At 34.3% G+C, this 23,019-nt stretch carries 22 protein-coding genes and 1 tRNA gene; 18 read left to right on the top strand and 5 right to left on the bottom strand.

Features of this window, described 5'->3' with window-relative positions; genetic code table 11:
* Positions 1-70: 70 nt before the first annotated feature.
* A complete protein-coding gene (locus BMY39_RS06760) occupies positions 71-4,468 on the bottom strand; it encodes a translocation/assembly module TamB domain-containing protein (RefSeq protein ID WP_092577863.1) in 4,398 nt (1,465 codons plus the stop codon).
* Between the two features lie 202 nt (positions 4,469-4,670).
* Between BMY39_RS06760 and tsaD the strand changes: the two genes are divergently transcribed.
* The 6 genes from tsaD to BMY39_RS06730 all read left to right on the top strand — a co-directional run bounded on the left by tsaD (position 4,671) and on the right by BMY39_RS06730 (position 9,994).
* On the top strand, positions 4,671-5,693 hold the full coding sequence (tsaD, locus tag BMY39_RS06755) for a tRNA (adenosine(37)-N6)-threonylcarbamoyltransferase complex transferase subunit TsaD (protein WP_092577861.1): 1,023 nt from the start codon (positions 4,671-4,673) through the stop codon (positions 5,691-5,693).
* Positions 5,694-5,746: 53 nt separating this feature from the next.
* The gene (locus BMY39_RS06750) at positions 5,747-6,454 is read left to right on the top strand and encodes a 16S rRNA (uracil(1498)-N(3))-methyltransferase (protein WP_092577859.1); all 708 of its coding nucleotides are present in this window, start codon (positions 5,747-5,749) and stop codon (positions 6,452-6,454) included.
* A 13-nt stretch (positions 6,455-6,467) separates the two neighbouring features.
* Entirely contained in the window at positions 6,468-7,109 is a 642-nt protein-coding gene (locus BMY39_RS06745; protein WP_092579131.1) for a DUF4159 domain-containing protein, read from the top strand.
* Positions 7,110-7,175: 66 nt separating this feature from the next.
* Positions 7,176-7,676: a TrmH family RNA methyltransferase gene (locus tag BMY39_RS06740; RefSeq protein WP_092577856.1), complete on the top strand. Its 501-nt coding sequence runs from the start codon at positions 7,176-7,178 to the stop codon at positions 7,674-7,676.
* A 19-nt stretch (positions 7,677-7,695) separates the two neighbouring features.
* The gene (locus BMY39_RS06735; RefSeq protein ID WP_092577854.1) at positions 7,696-8,784 is read left to right on the top strand and encodes an AI-2E family transporter; all 1,089 of its coding nucleotides are present in this window, start codon (positions 7,696-7,698) and stop codon (positions 8,782-8,784) included.
* Between the two features lie 7 nt (positions 8,785-8,791).
* Positions 8,792-9,994 (top strand): THUMP-like domain-containing protein, encoded by a 1,203-nt coding sequence (locus BMY39_RS06730; protein WP_092579129.1) that lies wholly within the window; start codon positions 8,792-8,794, stop codon positions 9,992-9,994.
* Positions 9,995-10,122: 128 nt separating this feature from the next.
* Here the strand turns inward: BMY39_RS06730 and BMY39_RS06725 are convergent.
* Both BMY39_RS06725 and BMY39_RS06720 read right to left on the bottom strand, forming a co-directional pair.
* Positions 10,123-10,196: transfer RNA gene (locus tag BMY39_RS06725), tRNA-Arg, on the bottom strand.
* A 95-nt stretch (positions 10,197-10,291) separates the two neighbouring features.
* The gene (locus tag BMY39_RS06720) at positions 10,292-11,380 is read right to left on the bottom strand and encodes a M42 family metallopeptidase (protein ID WP_092579127.1); all 1,089 of its coding nucleotides are present in this window, start codon (positions 11,378-11,380) and stop codon (positions 10,292-10,294) included.
* 104 nt (positions 11,381-11,484) lie between these two features.
* Here BMY39_RS06720 and BMY39_RS06715 point away from each other — a divergent pair, with 104 nt between their 5' ends.
* Genes BMY39_RS06715 through BMY39_RS06705 form a run of 3 tightly spaced genes read left to right on the top strand, consistent with a single transcriptional unit; the run spans position 11,485 to position 13,285 of the window.
* Positions 11,485-12,165 (top strand): DUF4294 domain-containing protein, encoded by a 681-nt coding sequence (locus tag BMY39_RS06715; RefSeq protein WP_092577852.1) that lies wholly within the window; start codon positions 11,485-11,487, stop codon positions 12,163-12,165.
* 2 nt (positions 12,166-12,167) lie between these two features.
* Entirely contained in the window at positions 12,168-12,794 is a 627-nt protein-coding gene (gene trhA, locus BMY39_RS06710; RefSeq protein ID WP_092577850.1) for a PAQR family membrane homeostasis protein TrhA, read from the top strand.
* A complete protein-coding gene (locus tag BMY39_RS06705) occupies positions 12,791-13,285 on the top strand; it encodes a GNAT family N-acetyltransferase (protein ID WP_092577846.1) in 495 nt (164 codons plus the stop codon). The genes trhA and BMY39_RS06705 overlap by 4 nt, the downstream gene beginning before the upstream one ends.
* Before the next feature lie 77 nt (positions 13,286-13,362).
* Here the strand turns inward: BMY39_RS06705 and BMY39_RS06700 are convergent, their stop codons facing one another.
* Positions 13,363-13,749 carry a group III truncated hemoglobin gene (locus tag BMY39_RS06700; RefSeq protein WP_092577844.1) on the bottom strand — a complete coding sequence of 129 codons (387 nt, stop codon included), beginning with the start codon at positions 13,747-13,749 and terminating at the stop codon, positions 13,363-13,365.
* 90 nt (positions 13,750-13,839) lie between these two features.
* Here BMY39_RS06700 and BMY39_RS06695 point away from each other — a divergent pair, with 90 nt between their 5' ends.
* The 7 genes from BMY39_RS06695 to corA all read left to right on the top strand — a co-directional run bounded on the left by BMY39_RS06695 (position 13,840) and on the right by corA (position 19,380).
* Complete coding sequence (locus tag BMY39_RS06695) at positions 13,840-14,607, top strand: Rossmann-like and DUF2520 domain-containing protein (protein WP_092577842.1); 768 nt, start codon at positions 13,840-13,842, stop codon at positions 14,605-14,607.
* A gap of 18 nt (positions 14,608-14,625) precedes the next feature.
* The gene (locus tag BMY39_RS06690; RefSeq protein ID WP_092577840.1) at positions 14,626-15,156 is read left to right on the top strand and encodes a KdsC family phosphatase; all 531 of its coding nucleotides are present in this window, start codon (positions 14,626-14,628) and stop codon (positions 15,154-15,156) included.
* 88 nt (positions 15,157-15,244) lie between these two features.
* Positions 15,245-16,141, top strand: coding sequence for a geranylgeranylglycerol-phosphate geranylgeranyltransferase (locus BMY39_RS06685; RefSeq protein WP_092577838.1), 897 nt, complete (start codon positions 15,245-15,247; stop codon positions 16,139-16,141).
* Positions 16,141-16,731, top strand: coding sequence for a Maf-like protein (locus BMY39_RS06680; RefSeq protein ID WP_092577836.1), 591 nt, complete (start codon positions 16,141-16,143; stop codon positions 16,729-16,731). Before BMY39_RS06685 ends, BMY39_RS06680 begins: the two co-directional genes overlap by 1 nt.
* A 32-nt stretch (positions 16,732-16,763) precedes the next feature.
* Positions 16,764-17,687, top strand: a complete 924-nt coding sequence (locus BMY39_RS06675; protein WP_092577833.1) for a septum formation inhibitor Maf — start codon at positions 16,764-16,766, stop codon at positions 17,685-17,687.
* Between the two features lie 36 nt (positions 17,688-17,723).
* A complete protein-coding gene (locus BMY39_RS06670) occupies positions 17,724-18,281 on the top strand; it encodes a mechanosensitive ion channel domain-containing protein (RefSeq protein ID WP_092577829.1) in 558 nt (185 codons plus the stop codon).
* A 31-nt stretch (positions 18,282-18,312) separates the two neighbouring features.
* Complete coding sequence (corA, locus tag BMY39_RS06665) at positions 18,313-19,380, top strand: magnesium/cobalt transporter CorA (RefSeq protein WP_092577824.1); 1,068 nt, start codon at positions 18,313-18,315, stop codon at positions 19,378-19,380.
* 91 nt (positions 19,381-19,471) lie between these two features.
* On the opposite strand, the gene BMY39_RS06660 is transcribed toward corA, so the two are convergent.
* A complete protein-coding gene (locus BMY39_RS06660) occupies positions 19,472-20,539 on the bottom strand; it encodes a tyrosine-type recombinase/integrase (RefSeq protein ID WP_092577818.1) in 1,068 nt (355 codons plus the stop codon).
* A gap of 182 nt (positions 20,540-20,721) precedes the next feature.
* Here BMY39_RS06660 and BMY39_RS06655 point away from each other — a divergent pair, with 182 nt between their 5' ends.
* Positions 20,722-21,582 carry an exonuclease domain-containing protein gene (locus BMY39_RS06655; protein ID WP_092577815.1) on the top strand — a complete coding sequence of 287 codons (861 nt, stop codon included), beginning with the start codon at positions 20,722-20,724 and terminating at the stop codon, positions 21,580-21,582.
* Between the two features lie 164 nt (positions 21,583-21,746).
* The gene (locus BMY39_RS06650; RefSeq protein ID WP_092577808.1) at positions 21,747-22,505 is read left to right on the top strand and encodes a hypothetical protein; all 759 of its coding nucleotides are present in this window, start codon (positions 21,747-21,749) and stop codon (positions 22,503-22,505) included.
* The last annotated feature ends 514 nt before the right edge of the window (positions 22,506-23,019 follow it).

Genomic DNA, 23,019 nt, shown 5'->3' with positions numbered 1-23,019 from the left:
ACTATAACGTTTTAGTTGATAACAAAGTGGGACTTAGTAATAATATTAAAGGTTAAGACGTATTTTAATCTTATTTTTTTAAAGATTTTACCGAAATAAAATCAGGTAGTGCTTCGGCTTCGACTTGTTCGTTATCCTTGTTTAAAACTTCTTTGGATTTGGGTTTCTTTTTAAATAAACTCCTTATTAGTTCTTGGAAGGTATCAAAATCTACATTATATGATAGACCAACCCCCTGCTTATAACCAATATCTTGTCCGAAACTTTGTATATCTACTTCCCTGTTAAATACTTTGGCAGATAGCGTACCCTCTTCATTTAGTAAAAAGTTTATTTCTAAATCTCCGGCAACAACTGTTTGCGACTCACTTGCACCGCCAACTGGCACCCCAACACTTCCATTAAAAAATACTTTGTCATTAATTTGGGTTTGAAACGTAGCTACTACTCTATCATCGGTTTGGTAATCTGGCCTATTCTGACCTGCTTCATAATTGAATCCGAAATTTATTTTACCATCCTCGCTTGTAAAAATACCATTTACAATACCGTTTAAGCGTTCTGCAATAGTACCAGATACATTTAATTGGCCCGAACCTCTATTTTGAAAAGAACCACCGGTTGCCAAAAAATATAATGCTTGGTTTTCTTTTTCGGAATCAGAATCCAGTCTGTACTGCAACTCCGATTTTATAGTAGAATTTGCATTAGGGAATTCAAAATCAAAACTTGGTTGCGGCCTTTCAAGATCGCCCGTAAGTGTAATATTTAATTCTACGGGAATACTTCTATTTATTGGGTTGTCTAATAATGGAGACGGATTGGTTTGTGTTCTATATGTGGCAAGCATATTTATTTGTGCCTTTAAAGGGTCTCCTTCCCAAGCCACAGTACCACCTGGTTGTACAATAAATTGTTTTTGAACTAAACCACCATAAGCAAAATTATACACACCTTCAAAAACCGAGAAATCACCCCACATATCAAACTTTCCGTTAGTATTTATTTCGACCAGTAAACCGCCAACACCTCTTCCTTTTAAGGCATGCCCTGTTTCTTTATTAATAATTATCTCTAATTCTGCATCTTGCGTTACATCTAAATCAAAATCTAGCTCTAAACCTTCAACATCGTTTAAAACAAATTCTTCACCTTTTTCCCTTGCTTGTTTTTGCTCTGGTGTTATAAAATGTATAAAGGAATTATCTCCAAAAGACTCCGTATCGCTTAAAGGAATCTTAAATACTGTGCCTCTCTTAGTTTCACCCACTACGCTAATTACCAATTCTTCAGTAGGACCAAAAATACTGGCAGAGCCTCCAACAAAACCGGTACCGTAATATAAGGACTCTTCGGTTTCTTTCGTATCTAAAACCAACAATCTTTCGGTTGATAATCCTAAATCTAGTCTCCAGTCTGATAGATTATTATGGCTTAGCTTACCATTTAATTGCGCTGTAGAATTATATTTTGTGTCTGTTAGTTTTATTTCACTGAACAAGAAACTCTGCTCTTCTAAACCTACCTTTACATTATTGTTGAATTGATAATCCACGTTAAGATAAGGTATTGTAAACCCGCCATTATTTAAGTTTAATTGACCAATAATATCAGGTTTAATTAGGTTTCCTACAACATTTGCTGTACCCGTTGCTTCTCCCCTAATATTTGATAACACACCTGACAAGAGCGGATTTAATGGGCTAAGGTTAAATCTGTCGAATTCTAAATCTACATCAATTTTAGAACGATTTCTACCTACATCAATATTACCAATTGCAGAAAATGTACTTTTAACCTCATCTATTATACTTACATCTACATTATAGGTTGTTAAGTCTTCGTTACCAATAATTTGAGCATTAAAATCTCCCAGCGGGAAATTATTCACTTTAAAATTTTCAACAATCACTGTGGAGTTAGGTAGATAGCTTCCATTCTTTTGAAGAATATCAAGCTCCCCATTTACGATACCATTAAGCTTTAAACTATCAATATCTGGAGTGATTTTAGAAAGCCTTACATCTTTAAATTTTAGTTTTAAATCTTTTTCGGTTGAATCTTTAATAAACCCTGAAAGGGTAACTTCCTCTCTACCATGATTAATATTTAACCTATCTATTTCTATAGAAGATAAATCCTTATTAAACGAAATTTTATTAAACCTATCATCACTACCATTAATGTACCATTTATAATCTTTTACTATTACATCTGATGTTTTAAACCCAACTACAGAGTTGTTCTCTTTATTTATGGTGTGATAAAAACTTAGGTTAAACTTATCGTTATTGCGCTTTCCTCCCGAGAATTCTGAACGCATAAATAATGTGTCGTTAACCGTAACGTTAATAAGACTAAACTTTGATGCATTGTAATATTTTGTATTAATACTGTCTACCTCTACATAGGTGTTAAAAAGCGGATTGCTATTATCTACCTGCAACTCAATATCCTTTACAAAGTTATTTAGCAGTTTTATTTGGGGCGACTTAAACGTAAGCTTAAATTTATCGGCTTCACTATGAATACTTCCTCGAATAAATGTGTTTTTACCCAATTCAACTTCTGGATAAATTACCTCAATAATTTTATTATAAATTTTAAAATTAAAATTAATACGCTGATTATCGGCTACTACATGCGGTTTGTAATTTGTGTAAATATTACCTACCGAGTTCTCTAAAAGCTTAATAATATCTCTTACCGAAAACTCTCCGTGTATGCCACCTTCAATAATATCTGGAGAATCTATGTCTACGTATCGCGTGCTACCTTGAAAACGCGATGCAATCTTAAAACTTTTAAAATTATAAATGTCATGTTCATTCCTGTAGGATGTATTTCTAAAAGTAATTCTGCCATAGGCATCATCAAGATTACTACTGTTCATGTTCATATTTACAGTACTCTTAAAAATAGAAATACTATCCTTTTTCACGAAATTAAGCCTGTTAAGATTGGCATAATCTATATCGGCTTCAAAATCATATTTGTTTATAGTCTCAGAATAATCAATTAATCCGTTAAACTTTAATTTTAAATTATCATCGTTTACCAAAAGAATACCATCAAAAATCTTGTTCCGTATTTTTCCCGAAACCTGAGTTTTATTATAATTGTAATTATTGTAGTTTAGCTCATATATATCGCCCTTAACTTCAGTATCAATAGTTTCGGCTAATAATCCCCTTCCGTCAACATTTAAATCTAAAGATACTTTACCAACTTTAGAGTCTTCTATAAACGTGCCTAAATTAAAAGTATCTAGAACAATTCTTCCTTTATACGAAGCGTTATCTATATCATTTATATTGGTAATGTGTAGGTTTGAATTTACAAAGCCTAATTCCGTATCCATCTTAATATTCGCCCTTACTTCTGACGCCGTAATTTGAGAATTACCTTTGATTTTAAATTTACCCAACCTATCAAACGATGAAGGTATGGCATCGCCTAATACATTTGGCAACAACGCTTTTAAATCTTTATAGGTAGACGTAAGATTGGTAAATTTACCATCCATTAAAAAATCATTAGCTGCCTTACTAAACAAGTTTTTAAAAACAATATCACCATACACTTTTGTGTGGCTACTTGTGCTTAAAACCAAATCTTCTGCTTTTAGATCGTTTAAGGTTCCAGACAGTTTTACGTTAAAGTTTGTGTATTGATTTTTACCGAACTCATCATAAAACGTGTTTAATTCATCCATTAAAACACTAGAGTCTTTAAATGATGCCTCCAATAATACCTTATCTGTAAAATATTGCAGGTCTTCTCTTTTGTAGAGGAATTTTAAGCCGCCCTTTAAGGTGGAATTTTCGGTTTTTAGTTCAAGTTTATCAAACGTCATACTTGAAAGAGTGTACTTAAAATTGGTCATTAAATTTTTAACAGCTACACCCCTGCTATCACGAAACGATAATGTGTTTATTCGTGTGCTTACATCACTACCACTAATTAAAAAATTGGTTGCGTTAATATTTAAATCTTCCAACTCTAATACTTTGGTAGTCTCCCTGTTTTCATCTAATAGCCTAAACGTACTTTCGTAAATTGAAACGTCACTAGAGGATAGCAAGAAACTGCCATCGCTTTTTTCAGAATTATCACCTTCCAGTTTAGCTACGAACACATCAAGATTGGTGTCTTTGTAACCTTCATAAGTTTTAATATTAAAGATTAAGTTTATAATATCAATATCTCCAAATACCAATTGCCCATTAATTAAATTTGAAAAGCTTAGAATAGAAGTGTTTAGTTCCCGAATACTTATGAGCGTTTCTTTCTTAAAATCTTCAACATAAATATTTTTAAGTTCTACATCACCATTAAATTGAAGTCCTACTTTTTCAATATTTATATTTGTTTTAAACTCATCGTTTAGGCGTTTGGTAGCATAATTGCCCAAAGATGTTTGTACCGATGGAATGGAAAGAATTAGCACCAAAATAACAAACAGCAATACTAATATTGCTACTATCTTATATAGTATTTTAAGGGCCTTTTTAATGGTTTGTCTAATTACATTATGTTACACAGAAACACAAAACTTAGGCTAGTTAACATTAAAATTATACCTAGTTTTGTATTTTAAAATTTCTAAAAGAAAAACGGGTGTTTAACTTGTTTTCAAAATTAACAATTATTGTGCCTAATATTAAGTAATGGCAGAACAAAATATTTTTATCCTTGGTATTGAATCTTCTTGCGATGATACTTCGGCTGCTGTAATACATAACGGCAAGGTATTAAGCAATGTTGTAGCAAGCCAAAACATACATGAAGCTTATGGTGGTGTGGTACCAGAATTAGCCTCACGTGCCCACCAGCAAAATATCGTGCCAGTAGTACATCAAGCATTAAAAAAAGCTGGTATAACTAAAGACCAACTTAGTGCTGTGTCCTTTACAAGAGGGCCTGGATTAATGGGGAGTCTTCTAGTCGGTACATCCTTTGCGAAATCTTTGGCCTATGGTTTAAATATTCCGTTGATTGATGTTAACCATATGCAAGCCCATATTTTGGCTCATTTTATAGAGGAAAACGATTTTATAAAACCACCGTTTCCATTTTTGGCAATGACCATTTCTGGAGGCCATACACAAATTGTTAGGGTAGACGATTATTTTAAGATGACCGTAATTGGTGAAACCATTGATGACGCTGTAGGTGAAGCTTATGATAAAAGTGGAAAAATCTTGGGAATGGGCTATCCTGCTGGCCCTGAAATTGATAAACGCGCACAACTGGGCAACCCAAAGGCATTTAAGTTTACCAAGCCCAAAGTTGATGGCTTAAATTTTAGTTTTTCTGGTTTAAAAACCGCTATTCTGTATTTTATACAGAAGGAAACAAAAGCAAATCCTAACTTTGTTCAGGAAAAATTAAATGATGTTTGTGCTTCAATACAGTACACCATTATAGGAATTTTAATAGATAAACTAAAGAAAGCTACCAAAGAAACCGGAATAAAGCATGTGGCTATAGGTGGCGGTGTTTCTGCAAATTCAGGCATTAGGAAAGCCTTAAAGGATGGGGAACAAAAATTTGGATGGACCACATATATACCAAAGTTCGAATATACCACCGATAACGCTGCTATGATTGCTATTGTAGGCTATTTAAAATTTTTAGAGGGCAGTTTTGCGGACCAAGATATTATGGCTTCGGCTAGATTGAAGATTTAAGATTACAGTTTGCTTTAAGCAGTATCTAATAAGTCAAATATTGTAAATTTAAAATGCAACTATTTTATAATAAAGACATTAACGAAAAAACCTCGCAATTCGCTTTTCAAAAAGAAGAAAGCAGGCATATCATAAAAGTGTTGCGCAAATCTGTTGGAGACCAACTACATATAACCAATGGAAATGGTTGGTTGTTTATTGCTGAAATCGATTTTGTTTCCAACAACAAGTGCACTGCCCAAATTATTTCAAAAGAAAAGCAGCCAAAACGAGAGTACAGCTTGCATCTCGCTGTTGCACCTACTAAAATGAATGACCGCTACGAATGGTTTTTAGAAAAAGCCACAGAAATTGGCATAGACACCATTACTCCAATAATTTGTGACCATAGCGAGCGTAAAGTCATTAAAAAAGAACGTTTTGAGCGTATTTTGCAATCTGCCATGAAACAGTCGCTCAATTGCTATTTACCTAAATTGAATGATGCTGTAGGTTTTGGAGATTTCATATCTCAAGATTTTGATGGGCAATTGTTTATTGCACACTGCGAAGAGACTAACAAAAAAGTGTTGAAAACACTATTGCAGGCTAAAACCGACATAACGATTCTTATAGGGCCCGAAGGCGATTTTAGTGTTAAAGAAATTGAAATAGCTATGGCCAACAAATTTATTCCCGTAACTTTAGGCGAAACTAGACTGCGAACCGAAACTGCTGCTATAGTTGCTTGCCATTCGGTAGCATTTGTAAATGAAATGTAAAAACGTTGTATTTATGAAGTATCTCTTGTCCCTTATCTCATGTTTATTGTTTTTTGTTTCTTTTGCGCAAGAAGTGGCTGTATTAAAATATAAAGGTGGTGGCGATTGGTACAGTAACCCAACAGCACTGCCAAATCTTATTAAATTCTGTAACGAGACTATTAAAACTAAAATTTCAAGTCAACCACAAACAGTGGAAGCTGGTAGTTCAGATATTTTTCAATACCCTTTCTTACATATGACAGGACATGGAAATGTATTTTTTAGTGATGATGATGCCGAAAACCTGCGCAATTATTTAATTTCTGGAGGATTTTTACACATTGATGACAATTACGGTATGGAACCCTTTTTGAGAAAAGAACTGAAAAAAGTATTTCCCAATAACGATTTAATTGAAATTCCAGAAAACCACCCTATTTTCAATATTACCTATAAATTCCCCAAAGGCTTACCAAAAATACACGAGCACGACGGAAAGCGACCGCAGGCCATGGGTATTTTTCATGAAGACAGGTTAGTGCTTTTGTTTACGTTTGAAAGCGATTTAGGTGATGGTTGGGAAGACCCCGAAGTACATAACGACCCTGATGATGTCAGGCAAAAGGCCCTTAAAATGGGTGCTAATATTGTGAAGTATGCTTTTGAGCATTAATAAAAGCCCCCTAACCCCCAAAAGGGGAACTCTTACTCAAACGCAAAACTTTTACTGCTAACGAAAATGCAACTCACCCACTACACGACACATTTTAAAAAACACAAATTCCCAATTATTGTAGTTTGTGATAATGTTACTAATGCTCCAAATATTGGAAGTCTCTTTAGAATTTCGGATGCTTTTGGCATTGAAAAGCTTATTTTGTGTGGCGACCATATCCCCTTTGGAAGGAAAATGACAAAAACTTCAAGAGCAACTGAAAAAGTTGTTGATTTTCAAATAGCTAAAAACGCTATTGATAGCGTATTGACCCTAAAAAAAGAGGGCTATTATATTGTTTCACTTGAAATTACCGAAAACAGTATGCCTGTTCATAACCATAATTTTTCAAAAGAAAAACCAATTGCTTTAATTGTTGGTGATGAAAATTTCGGAGTTTCAGAAGATATACTGAACCTATCTGACCAAATCATTCATATTGATATGTTTGGACAAAATAGCAGTATGAATGTAGTACAAGCCACTAATATCGCACTTTACGAAATCACTAAACAATTGTTGTAAATCTTCATATATTTACTTCATGAATTCAAAAATTATAGCTAACGGAATTTTAAGGGCAGTAGCCATCATCTGTGGGGTGTTAGTACTACTCTATTTTCTTTTTAAAATTCAATCGGTTATTGGTTACATTGCCATTGCCGCCGTTATTTCATTAATTGGGCGCCCAATAGTACTGTTTTTAGAGCGAAAGCTAAAATTTAGAAACACCATAGCTGTTGTTGTTACAATGGTTCTATTGCTGGGTCTTTTTTCTGGGTTGGTAGGTCTTTTTATTCCATTGATAATTGAACAAGGACATAATTTATCACTTTTAAATATTGATGAACTTCAAAGTGATATTGAAAATCTTTACACAGAAATTGTAACCTATTTTGATTTGCACCATATTGATGTGGAGCAATCGCTTAAAAATTCTAATTTACTTTCAAAAATAGACTTTGCGCTAATCCCCAATTTCTTAAATTCAATTTTAAGTGGTTTAGGTAGTTTTAGTATCGGGCTGTTCTCTGTATTGTTTATTTCGTTTTTCTTTTTGAAAGACAGCCGATTGTTTGAAAGCGGTCTTTTAATTTTTATTCCTGATAATAAAGAGTCACGCTGGAAAACATCTTCAACCAAAATAAAAGATTTATTATCGCGCTATTTCGTTGGGTTGATATTTCAAATATTGATTTTATTTATTATTTATATGATTGGATTGTTAATCATAGGTGTAGAAAATGCGGTAGTTATTGCATTTTTGTGTGCGCTTCTAAATTTAATTCCTTATGTGGGGCCGGTTATAGGCGCAATTTTGATGCTTACATTAACTATGACCAGTAATTTAGGCGAAAGCTTTAGTGAAATAATTTTACCAAAAACCTATTGGGTCTTATTGGTTTTTGCTATCGGACAATTGGTAGATAATTTTGGTAGTCAACCTATTATTTTCTCTAAAAGTGTGAAATCCCACCCTTTAGAAATCTTTTTGGTTATCCTTATTACAGGAATTTTATTTGGAGTTATAGGTTTAATAATTGCCATACCCGCTTACACTGCCATTAAAGTAATTCTAAAAGCATTTTTATCTGAAAATAAGATTGTTAAAAAACTCACTAAAGACTTATAGTTTTTATTTGAATAAATATATTTTAAATACTGAAATACAGAATTTTATAAATTCAAATATTAATTCTGATACAAATGCTTTACTTCTGAAAGGCACCAACTTTTCAAATGTAAAAACTAATGAAATAGTAGAGCAAATTGAAGCTAAAAAACGCTGCCAAAAGAAGCTTCCAACTTGGTTTAAAACTAAGAATATTTACTACCCCAATAAGCTTAATATTGAACAGACCTCATCTGAAACTACTGCAAAATATAAATCTGAATTAATTAGCGGAAATACCCTTATTGACATTACTGGAGGTTTTGGAGTTGATTCTTTTTACTTCTCTAAGCAGTTTGAAAAGGTTGTACATTGCGAAATTAATCCAGAACTATCAACAATTGTAAAACATAATTATCAGCAGTTAAAAGTTGATAAGATTGAAACTCATAATACTGATGGTTTAGGCTATTTACAGCAGAATGATGATCTTCATTACTCTTGGATTTATATAGATCCATCTAGACGACATGATTCCAAAGGAAAAGTGTTCTTTTTAAGAGACTGCCTACCTAATGTTCCTGAAAATTTAGAGTTATTATTCCGCCACAGCAGGAATGTGATGATTAAAACATCGCCCTTATTAGATATTTCCGCTGGTAACAACGGATTGAAATATGTAAAAACCATTCATGTTGTTGCCATAAATAATGAAGTAAAAGAATTGCTCTGGATATTAGAAAATGGATTTAATGGTGTCATTTCAATTGAAACTGTCAATTTAAAAAAAGCCTCTATTGAAAGATTTGGTTTTAAACTAGAAGAAAAACATTTAACAAAAACAACTTACAGCAAACCACTCACATACTTGTACGAGCCGAATACTGCTATTTTAAAATCTGGTGGTTTTAACCAAGTATCGCTGCAACTAAATGTAAATAAGCTACATCAACATTCGCATTTATACACCTCAGATAATCTTATTGATTTTCCTGGAAGGTGCTTTATAATTCAAAAGATAGCGCCTTATAACAAAAAAGAAATTAAGCAACTCAACATTAAGAAAGCAAACTTAACAACAAGAAATTTTCCCCAAACCGTTCAGCAACTTCGTGAAAAATTTAAAATTCAAGATGGCGGGAACGATTACTTGTTTTTTACGACAGATGCAAACGGCAATAAAATAGTAATACACTGCCAAAAAGCGCTAGCAACAAAAAAACCTCACTAAAAATAGCAAAGGCTTCTGTAATTGCAAGAGGATTGTATATCCTGAAAACATTCCGTTTTGAAAACAGAAAAACCGAAAACAATTTTTTGAGCAAACTCAATTTCGTTTTCGGCTTTTCTATTTATTCGTGATCGCGACAGGATTCGAACCTGTGACCGTCTGCTTAGAAGGCAGATGCTCTATCCAGCTGAGCTACGCGACCATTAGCATTTTAAAACTTAATTTAAAAGCGGTGCAAATATAAAACATCTTACCTATAAAACAAGATAAATGTTTTTTAATTTACACGAATTTTAGCTATTCAAAATAACTAAAACTATCACCGTCTTTAATCTTTAATATGCTTTCGTAAATTAATCTAATTACATTTTCTACATCCTCTTTATGCACCATTTCTACAGTAGTATGCATATAACGTAATGGCAATGAGATTAATGCCGAAGCCACACCGCCGTTACTGTAGGCAAAAGCGTCTGTATCAGTACCTGTTGCCCTTGATAATGCAGAGCGTTGAAATGGTATTTTTTTCTCTTCTGCGGTATCCGTAATCAAATCACGTAATTTTTGTTGCACTGCTGGAGCATACGCTACCACTGGCCCCTTACCTATTTCTAAATGCCCCTCCTTTTTCTTGTCAATCATTGGGGTTGTTGTGTCATGGGTAACGTCAGTAACTATGGCAACATTAGGTTTAATGGTTTCTGTGATCATTTGTGCCCCACGTAAACCTATTTCCTCTTGTACGGCATTGGTAATGTATAAACCAAAAGGTAGTTTCTTTCTGTTTTCTTTTAATAAGCGCGCTACTTCCGCAATCATAAATCCGCCCATGCGATTATCAATAGCGCGACATACAAATTTATCTTTGTTCAAAATGTGAAACTCGTCCGGATAGGTAATTACACACCCTACATGTACCCCAAGTTGTTCTACTTCTTCTTTGGTTGCACAACCACAATCAATAAAAATATTGTCTGGTTTTGGTGGCTCTTCTTTAGATTTATTTCGTGTATGAATTGCTGGCCACCCAAATACACCTTTCACAATACCATTTTTAGTGTGTATGTTCACCACCTTACTAGGTGCAATTTGGTGGTCGCTACCTCCATTTCTTATTACGTAAATTAAACCGTTATCGCTTATATAGTTTACGTACCAAGAAATTTCATCAGCATGCCCCTCAATAACTACTTTATAGGTTGCTTTTGGATTGATAACGCCTACAGCCGAACCGTATGTATCCGTTATAAACTCATCAACATAGGGTTTTAGGTAATCCATCCATAAGTTTTGGCCGCTCCATTCATAACCCGTAGGAGCCGCATTATTTAAGTATTTCTCTAAAAATTCTAATGATTTTTTGTTTAAAATCGACTTTTTCGCCATGTGTTCAAGATTTTGCACTAAAATAATAATATAAATACAAAATGAATGTTTAAGAGAATGTAAATTATTAATTTTGAAACCGTAATTGCTCCAACAAACTTAGCATGAAGCTTTTAATATACATATGCTTGTTTTTCCCTTTTTTAACCTTCTCACAAATAAACAAGGTTGAGCAAGACAGCACCAATGTAACTTATATTGTTATAGAGGGCGACTCTATACCCAAAACGGCGATTGATTTAAATGAAGTAATGCTGCTGCATAAGTTAGAATTCAACAGTAAAGAAGATCGTATTCGCTATTTAATTTTACGCCGAAAGACCATTAAAGTATATCCTTATGCTAAAATGGCCGCAGAACGTTTAGACTCCTTAACCAAACGTTTAAAAACCATAACTAAAAAGCGACAAAGAAAACGCTACACCAAGCGTGTGCAAAAATATATTGAGGGTGAATTCTCAGATGAGCTAAAAAAACTAACCCGTACCGAAGGACAAATTTTAGTAAAACTAATTCATAGGCAAACGGGGCGTACCGCCTTTGATTTGGTAAAGGAGCTGCGCAACGGTTGGCGCGCCTTTTGGTACAATACCACGGCGAACGTTTTTGATATTAAACTAAAAAAGGAATACGACCCTTGGAATAACAAGGAAGATTATTTAATCGAGGACATTTTACAGCGCAACTTCCAGAGTGGGCGTTTAGAACGACAGCAACCTGCGCTAGATATCAATTTTTTAGATCTGACCGATAAATGGATTTACGGAAAAACTAAAGCGCCTTAAGTATGAGGGTTCAAACAGCTTTTGAAGAAAAACTGAACACTGCAAGTCATGCCATTGGTGCTATTTTTGGAATTGTTGCACTGATACTTCTGGTTGTTTTTGAAACCAAGAAAACGGCATATAGCCTGGGAAGTGTCATTATTTATGGTGTTTCAATAATCGTACTTTTTATGGCCTCTACGCTATACCATGCTGTTAGAAACGAGTCTAAAAAACATTATTTCAGAATTATAGATCATGTAAGCATTTATTTATTGATTGCCGGCACGTATACCCCTGTACTTCTTATTACCTTAGAACAAAGTTTAGGCTGGCCCCTGTTTTATGTGGTTTGGGGCATTGCGGCATTTGGCATTGTTCTTAAATTATTTTTTACAGGAAAGTTTGAGGTGTTCTCAACCTTGCTCTATTTAGCTATGGGTTGGTTAATTGTCTTTGATTTTACCAATTTATCCAACCTCATGCACAGTAATGGTATTTTGTTGTTATTTGCTGGCGGATTAGCTTATACAGTTGGCATTATCTTTTATGCTGTTGAAAAAATACCATACAATCATGTTATTTGGCATCTTTTTGTTTTGGCTGGTGCTATATTTCATTTCTTTATGATATTTTTATATGTGATATGATTGCATTTTTAAAAGCCGCTACATCCGAACATTTTACGTCAGTTGAAATGTTAGCTGAAGCCATATGGCGAGAGCACTATACCTCCATTATTGGGAAACCCCAAGTGGATTATATGCTGAATAAGTTTCAGTCGGCTAAAACCATTAAACAACAGGTTTTAGAAGGGTATCACTATTATATTTTAATGTTTGATAACAAAGCGGTTGGTTACATAGCGATTAAGAAAGAAGATCAAGATTTATTTCTAAGTAAAATTTACCTATTAAAATCTCAACGCGGTAAAGGTTTTGGTAAAAGTGCCATAGTATTTATTGAAAACAAAGCCAACGAATGGGGCTGTAATAGCATTTCGCTTACTGTAAATAAAGGCAATACCAACTCTATCAAGGCTTATGAAAACTTAGGTTTTAAACATTTAGGGGCGATTGTAATTGATATCGGTAATGGATTTGTGATGGATGATTATAAAATGAAGAAGGTACTGCTATAAAAAGCCTTGCGTTATTAAGGGTAAAGCGAAAAATATATTATATTAAATGAGATTCTTTGCTGTAACTTAAATGATAACTAGCTCCTAGCCTCAAAAATCTTTAAATGAATAAAAGTTGCCATTTTTCGGGCGCGCCGTTTAGCGTTTTCAGCATAATCGCCTTCAAAATGTTCGTTTATAGTTTCAAACCATAAATTGAGCCAAATACCAAAATGCATTTCAGAAATACTATGGTTAAAGGCCTTATCAATGTTTACATGCGCCTGCAGTGGATCTCCAGAATAACGAGTTTTTAAAAACAAGTTCGATTCCCAAAACGTTGTGAGTACTTCCAAGTGCGCATCCCAATCCTTAATAGTTTCATTAAAAAAAGGTCCTAAAATTTCATTTTTCCTCACCTTATTGTAGAAAGCACACACTAAAAGATGTACGTCTTCCCTGGTTTTCAAATCGCGTTTTGTCATATTTCAAAAGTATAGTTTTAAATCGTATCAGGTCATCAAAAAAACATAAAACATAAACTGTAAATCGTAATTCTTGCTTATTTTAGCATTATGATTTCAGTAACACTTATAGGTGCTGGCAATGTTGCTACACATTTATTTAAAGCTTTTAATAAGTCTAATCAAATATTTGTAAAACAATGGTTTAACCGGGGTATTGATTCTATATCTCAATACCAAAACCTAGTAAGCATTACTGATGATTTAAATACTTTAGAAGATGCCGATGTGTATATTATTGCCGTTAGCGATAATGCCATTGCAAACCTATCCAAAGTCTTACCTTTTAAAAACAAGTTAGTAGTGCATACCTCCGGCAGCCTTAACATTCATAGTTTAGATAAGAAACACAAACGCGGTGTATTTTATCCTTTACAGTCTTTTAGCAAAACCGCAGAACTTAACTTTAAAGATGTGCCCATTTGTATTGAAACTATAGATAAGAGCGATTATCAAATCCTAAAAAATATCGCCAAAAGTATTGGTAGTCCTGTTAAAAAAGTAAATAGCGACCAGCGCAGAGTATTGCATTTGGCAGCAGTTTTTGTTAATAATTTTACAAATCAACTATACAGAATTGGGCATGAGATTACAGAATCGGAAGCTGCGGAATTTGATTTGTTAAAACCACTAATTTTAGAAACCGCAAAAAAAGTTCAAGAGATTTCCCCTTATATGGCGCAAACAGGGCCTGCAAAACGCAACGATACCAAGACCATTGCAGCACATTTAAAACTTTTAAATAAAAAGCAACATAAGGATATTTATAAATTATTAACCAAGTCTATTCAAGACACCCATGGCACATCAACACGATAGTGCAACAAAAAACAACTTATGGAAGACAAAAGCTACAAAGAATACTTACACCAAATTACCACCTTCGTTTTTGATGTGGATGGTGTGCTTACCGATGGTACAGTGCACATAACCTCTTCTGGTGAGATGTTGCGCACCATGAATATAAAAGACGGTTACGCCCTTAAAACTGCGGTTGATAAGGGTTATAATATTTGCATTATTTCTGGGGGTACAAATGAAGGGGTGCGCCTACGTTTAGAAGGTTTAGGCATTACCGATATTTATTTGGGTGCGCACCATAAAATTGAGCAGTTGGATGATTATTTTTCTAAAAAGAATGTAACATCGGAACAGGTGCTTTACATGGGCGACGATATTCCGGATTATCCCGTAATGAAAAGTATTGGTCTCCCCTGCTGTCCGCAAGATGCGGTGCCAGAAATTAAGGCCATAGCCAAATATGTATCTCACAAAAACGGAGGTAATGGCGCTGTTCGCGATGTCATTGAACAAGTATTGAAAGTTCAAGGAAAGTGGAGTGGCAATTTTAATGCGAAATATGATTGAGTTCAGTAATCGTGTGCAGTAGCAGTAGGTAGTAACGCAATTCAATATTTTATTTTTGAAATTTAGTTTTTGGAATTTATTTAACCTTATGCGATGGAAAAACCTATTGATGATTGCTCTTGTGCAATTGTTAATTAAGTACGCGCTACTTGAGCCTTTTGGAGTGCACACTGCTTTAGATGGGTTTGAAATTACTTTATTAATTCTCGCTACTATTTGTATTGCCGCAGCAGGTAATATTATTAACGATATTTATGATATTGAAACCGATGCTATCAACAAACCAAACAAGCTCATTATAGGGGAAGCCATTTCAGAAAAAACAGCATATAACCTATTTATCGCTTTTAATGTTATTGGGGTTTTAATTGGCTTTTACCTGTCGTATCGTATTGGCAAAAGTCCGTTTTTTACCATTTTTGTTGTGGTTTCGGCATTGCTTTATATTTATGCGTCCTATTTAAAAGGCATTTTACTTATTGGAAATATTACGATTTCTGCCTTAGTGGCCTCAAGCATCCTAATAGTTGGGTTGTTTGAACTTACCCCTAACCTCACCGAAATCAATAGAGACATTCAGCTTACATTTTTTAAAATTATTTTGGATTACGCCATTTTTGCATTTATGATGACACTGCTAAGGGAAATTACAAAAGATATTGAGGATACGGATGGCGATTACAAAGCAGCACTAAACACCTTGCCTATTGCGATTGGAAGGGAGCGTAGCAAAAACCTGCTTATAGTTTTAAATATCATACCGCTATTTGTTATTACACATTATACGGTTACGCAATTGTACAAGCACCAAATCATGCTAATTTACTTTTTAGTATTGGTTATTGCACCGCTTATCTATGCTATTATTACATTGGTTAACGCCACATCAAAAGCGCATTTTCATCATATTTCATCGCTGTATAAATGGATTATGCTATTCGGAATGCTTTCTTTACTTTTATACAAGTTTGTTATACTCAATTAATGCTCAAAGAAAAACTCAAACATCATCATATTATTTTAGCGTCTCAATCTCCGAGACGTCAGGCTTTTTTTAAAGATTTAGATGTTGCTTTTGAGATACGATTGAAACCCGTAGAAGAAGAATATCCCGCACGTTTAACCCATTTTGAAATAAGTAATTATTTAGCACAGCTCAAGGCGTTACCGTTTAAAAATGAACTACAGCCCAACGATATACTTATTACGAGCGATACCATTGTTTGGCATCAAGATAAAGCCTTAGGGAAACCTCGAAATGAAGACGAAGCGTTTTCAATTTTAAAATCCTTGAGCAATGCCACTCATGAAGTAATTACATCGGTGTGCTTTACAACGCCACAGTACGAAAAAACACTGCATGATATTACCAAAGTAACGTTTAAACGGCTTACGGATGAAGAAATTGAGTATTACATCAGCACTTGTGAACCCTTTGATAAAGCTGGTGCGTATGGTATACAAGATTGGATTGGGCAAATAGGCGTTACCAAAATAGAAGGCTCGTATTTTAACGTTATGGGGCTTCCTGTTCACCTTGTTTACAAAACGTTAAATACCATTGCGGACCTTTAGCTAGTTTGTAATTTTACAAAAAATAGACTCTTATGAAAAAGATTGCTGTATTAGGCACAATTACGTGCGTACTTATCTCTGCGCTAGCCACACTTCAAAGTTGTAAAAAAGTTAAAAAAACCGACCATCTCTTAGCTTCAAATAGCACACAACAACATACAAAAGTAGCGGAACCCTTATCTCAGGAATTTAAAGATTATTGGTATGCAGGCGAAGCGGAAATTTCATCCTATACATTAGAACAGGCACGCTATGGTGAAATGCGAGACGGAAAAGCAGTTTTAATTTATGTTACCGAGGATTTTCTTCCAGACGTTCAGGTAAAGGCAAATAACCAGAATGCTACAAACATTCCTGTATTAAAACTTAATGCCACCAAAAAATTTAATACCGGCATTTACCCCTATTCTATAATGCAAAGTACGTTCTATCCGGTTGCTAATAATCAGCATGCTTTAAAACTATCAAGTTCTATTCAGGAATGGTGCGGGCAGATATATGCACAACTGAACAACAGGGAGCAATTCAATATTATGTCGCATTCATATTTTGAAGGGGAAGCCGATAAAAACTTCAAACTTGAAAAAACCATATTGGAGAACGAATTATGGACCCAGTTACGCATTAATCCTAAATCGCTACCTACTGGAGATATAAGCATTATACCATCGTTTGAGTATTTACGGATGAAACATAAAACCATTAAACCTTATATTGCCAGCGCAACACTAACGAATAATAGTTATGCCTTAACTTACGGAAGTTTGGGCAGAACTTTAATTATTAATTTTAATCCTACATTCCCTTATGAGGTTTTGGGATGGAAAGAAACATTTAAGAGTGGCCCTAAAACCATGACGACTACGGCGAGTAAATTAAAAACCCTAAAATCTCCTTATTGGCAAAAAAATGATAATGCTAGTGAAGTTTTAAGAGATACATTACAATTAAACTAATTTGCGTGTATCTTTGTATCATATTTACCCTTAATTATGATTATTAAATTTTTTGAAACGTACCAGACGCAATTTATAAAAACTGGTATTGTAATCGTTGTTTTACTTATTATTGGTTTACTAACCAATACGCTTATACAACAAATAGGCAGAAAAAGCGGTATAAACGATGCTAGAATACGGTTAATGCGCAGGTATGTGAGTGTATCGTTACTTATTATTGGTGTTTTAATTGAGTGTTTTGTATTTGGTGCACAATTCCAGGACATAGCCGTTATATTTTCCTCTGTTTTTGCCATTCTAGGTATTGCGCTTTTTGCTATTTGGTCTATTTTAAGTAACGTAACCTCTGGCATTATTATGTTCTTTAATTTCCCTTATAAAGTAGGCGATAAAATTGCTATTCACGACAAGGATTTTCCTGTAACAGCCATAATTGAAGATATTAGGGCTTTTCAACTCCATTTAAGATTAGAAAACGGAGATTTGGTTACTTATCCTAATAACCTCATGCTCCAAAAAGCAGTAACATTGGTTGAAAAAGATGCCATTGAAAGTGAAAACACTGACGACGATGGTGCAGATGCTGTTTAAATTTGTTTATCTTTAGACTAACCATTGTAAAATGCCAAGAAAAAGAATCTATAGGTCTAAAAAAAAGCTAGGACAAATCCCGGGGAGTGTAGTTTATACTGGAGAACGTTCTAAATCTAAACTGGTTCTTGAGGCTTTTGATTATACCAAAGAAAATTGCACCGAAAAAGAACTTCAAAGTATTGAGGAAAGCTTTGAGTTCGTGCATTCAGATTCTGTTACATGGTTAAATATAAACGGTCTCAATTATGTAAATGATATTGAAAAACTTGGGACCAACTACAATATTCACCCACTAGTAATGGAAGATATTGTGAATATCGCCCAACGTCCAAAAATAGATGAGTATGATGACTATCTATTCGTTGTACTAAAAATGCTGTATTATGATGAATTTAAAACTATAGTATCGGAGCAAGTAAGCTTTATTTTAGGTAAAAATTACGTGCTAACGTTTCAAGAAGCAGAAGGTGATGTGTTTGATGCCATTAGAGATCGTATTCGTCATGCCAAAGGGCGTGTACGAACTATGGATGCCGACTATTTGTTATATACCCTTATTGATGCAATAGTTGATCATTATTTTGGCGTAATAGAAGTACTTGGGGATAAAATTGAGGATTTTGAAACTAAAATCTTCTCGGGCCAAATTGAAGAAGATGCCAGTAGAAGCATTCAAGAGTTAAAACGAGAAATACTTAGAGTGCGTCGCGCCATATTTCCATTACGGGAGGTGCTTAACCGTATAGAAAAAAATGAAAGCAACCTCATACATGCCAAAACACTTACTTACTTTAGGGATATCTATGACCATCTTATTCAAGTCTCAGAAAATATTGATATTTATCGTGAAATGATTTGGAGTTTAATGGATATGTATATGACCACTATTAGCAATAAAATGAACGAAGTAATGAAGGTGCTTACCATTATGGCCTCTATTTTTATTCCGCTCACTTTTATCGCAGGTATTTATGGCATGAATTTTCAGTATATGCCAGAATTACAATCTAAATATGGGTACTTTGTTGTGTGGGGCGTTATGGTTCTTATTTTTCTTGGGCTACTCTATTATTTTAAACGCAAAAAGTGGTTGTAAGTTTTTTATACAGCCAAACATCACTTTTATTAGCTTTAAATTAATTTCGCAGCAAAAGTTTTAAGGATGCCTATATCCCTAATAACTTAAATTAAAGGGTATCTAGCGGGCTAATAACTTTATGAAGTGCTTGGGTGGTTACCTTTGTATATACCTGCGTTGTTTTTATAGAATTATGCCCTAACAATTCTTGTATAAAACGCATATCGGCACCAGATTCCAACAAATGGGTTGCATAAGAGTGGCGTAAACCATGTATGCCTATATCTTTTTTAATTCTTGCTTTCTTCATGGCTGTTTTAAAAACTTGTTGCACACTAGATTTTGCATAGGCTCCGCCATATTGCCCTTCTAAAAGAAATACTTTTGGTTTATAAGAAATGTAATATTCCCTAAGGTCTTTAAGCAAACTTTTAGGTAAGGGCACGTAACGATCTTTTTTGCCCTTTGCCCCTCTTACATGCACTAGCATGCGTTTGCTATCTATATCCTTAATTTTTAAGTTTACAACCTCAGATACCCGAAGTCCCATGCCATAAGATAGCTTTAAGGCAATTTTATGCTTAAGGTTTGATGTAACAAGGAGTATTTTTTTTACTTCATATTTACTTAACATTTTAGGCAAGGTAATAGGTTTCTTGGGTCTGGGAATATCAAAGAACATTTTAGGGCGGTGCAATACTTGCTCAAAGTAAAATTTTATAGCGTTAATTTTCCCATTAAGCTTTCTCTCACTCATTTTTTCCACCTTTACACAATATAAAAAGTAATCCTTAAGGCGTTTAGGCGATAAATCATCTACAAAAAAGTCTCCTAACAAACTTAAGAGATGCAGAAACTCGCTCATATACATGCGCTTTGTGTTGCTGCTATATTTTTTAAGTGTAAGTTGTTTGTGCAGATTGCCATAAGCTTCCTTGTTTATAGGATGAATTATAGAAATTTTTTCTAACATTCTATCTTGTGCCTCTAATTTAAGCGCCGTTCTCACCGAAGGTAAATCTGGTAAGTACCAAGATTTTTTAGTGTTACTCCATCTTGCGGAAGGAAATTTTTTTCGTAGGTCGTTTTTTAAACGCTCGTTAAAATCAAACTTTATTAAGATTATTTTTTTCTGGCGAAGCACATTAGGCTCAAAAGTATAATTCTGTAAAACCATACGGGTATTTTATATATCAAACCATGCAAAAATAACAAATTTGATATACAAAATGCATGACTGTTGAAAACTTGTAGTACAGCATGTACAGCTAGATTAGAATAATTTGCACAAATTTTCTATCTTCGTATTAACTGTATATATATACGAGTTGTAAACAATGCTGACCAAACCAAAAACCAATGAATGAATTTTACGTTTTAGATGTTGAAACAGCCAATGCGGACTATTCAAGTATTTGTCAAATCGGACTTGCCAAATTCGAAAACGGAGAGCTAACCGAAAAATGGGAATCGCTGATTGACCCAGACGATTACTTCGACGGAATGAACATTTCAATTCACGGAATTACAGAAGAAATGGTTCAAGGCTCACCGACTTTTGACCAAGTTTATCCGAAATTAAAAGAGGTTCTGGAAAATAAAGTAGTCGGACATCATATGCCATTTGACAGAATTGCAATCAATCGTGCGTGCGAACTTTACGAATTGGATTTAATAGAAACTAATTGGCTTGATTCAGCAAAAATCGTGAGACGGACTTGGGAAGAGTTTGCTTACTCTGGTTATGGACTTGCCAATGTTGCTGACCATTTAGGAATTGAATTTGAACATCATAATGCCCTCGAAGATGCAATTGCAACTGGAAAAGTAATGCTTCAAGCATTCGACAAAAGCGAAATGAATTTAACGGATTGGATTTCGAGAGTAAGAAAACCCATTAATATTTACGCAAGCGGTTCCACAAGTATAAAATTAGACGGAAATCCTAATGGACCTCTTTACGGAGAAAATATTGTTTTTACTGGAGCTTTATCAATGCCAAGAACAGAAGCAGGAAAATTAGCATCTGAATTAGGCTGTAATGTTGGAAATTCCGTGAGTAAAAAAACAACAATGCTTGTAGTTGGAATTCAGGACACAACAAAACTCGCAGGTTATTCCAAAAGTTCAAAACACCGAAAAGCTGAAGAACTAATTGAAAAAGGAACTGACATTAGAATATTATCCGAGAAAGATTTTATAGCAATTACAAATGACTAAAAAAGCACAGTTTACAACAACGTGTATAGCTCATTGCGGCTGAATTCCTAATCGGAATTCATTGCAATTTGCTATCTTTCGGTTACGGCGGAAAATCATAGCTGATTTTCCGCAACGAGCCATACACAAAACCGTTGTGCTTCATTATCAGAAACCGCTAACCAATGATAAAATTCTTTAGAAAAATTAGACAAAAAATGCTGACTGAAAACAAATTCAGTAAGTACTTGATTTATGCAATCGGAGAAATTATCCTTGTTGTTATTGGGATTTTAATTGCGCTTCAAGTAAATAATCAAAATCAAGTCAGAAATGAAAAACAAGCACTCAAAAATTATTTAGATAAAATTGCTAAAAATGTAGAAAGTGATTTAAAAGTTAGTGAGCTTATGATTAAAACACGAACTGAACAATCACAATTGTGTGCTAATGCAACAGAATTGATTTCAAATAAAAACTGGAATGACCAAAAAGCCATAACCTCTGCTGTATTTGTTATGATTATTGAGCAACCCTTGAATTATAATCGTAGTGGATTTGAATCGTTAAAGAATTCTGGTTATTTACAACATCTTGACAATCCAAAAGTTGAAGAACTGATTTACAATTATTACAATGCAGTAGATAAAGTTATATTTGAGGAAACAAGTCTACAAGTTTGGGCAAATGATTTGGATTTAGAATTACACAAAAGTGGCTTCTTTTCAGAATGGATTGAACTTGAAAAAAGGCCAAATCAAAAACTTAATGAAGTTGTTGGGAATTATACAGATGAACTTTGTGAGCATAAAGGAAATGATATTGTATTGTCCCTTTTATATAGAGGTTTCTTATTTACTGCCGACTTGACAAGTTTCTATAAAGAACAAGTAACTTTTGGAAATGAATTATTATTAGCAATAGAGAATTACGATAAAAAATAACGAAAGCACAACAACGTGTATAATTCATTGCTAGTTATAGCCTACTTACGAAAGTCCTCGCGGACTTTCTATCTGTGATTTATTTGCTAAATTTAGTGCTTAAACCACGCAACGAAATCATACACAAAACCGTTGGCGTTAATGTTGCAACGCGTCGTAGCAGTACGCAAACAATGCTCTCAATGGACCCTTTAAAATCAGTTTCCAACAACGCGGACAAAAAGCCTAACGAATTTTCATCAACACGAATCCAGACCCAAATAAACAGCACGCAACGGACATCACGCTTGCCCGCAAAATTCGGGTGAACTATAATTGGGCTAGGCACGCCGGCTCTACTCCTGTGCCGACTGATGCGTAGAAATGAGTCCGTCGCAATAGCAGATCCAAAGCAGATCGTAGATTAAAAACACTAACGCCAACAAAGAACTGAGTTAAAAAACAAGTATTATTGAGCTAATTTTGAAACAAAGTTCTCATCATAAGGCAATCCACTTTTTGCAATAGCAAAGGC

The organism is Hyunsoonleella jejuensis, assembly GCF_900111025.1.
Taxonomy (GTDB): domain Bacteria; phylum Bacteroidota; class Bacteroidia; order Flavobacteriales; family Flavobacteriaceae; genus Jejuia; species Jejuia jejuensis.
Note: the sequence above shows the minus strand (reverse complement) of the source record. Positions and strands in the feature narration are given on the sequence as shown.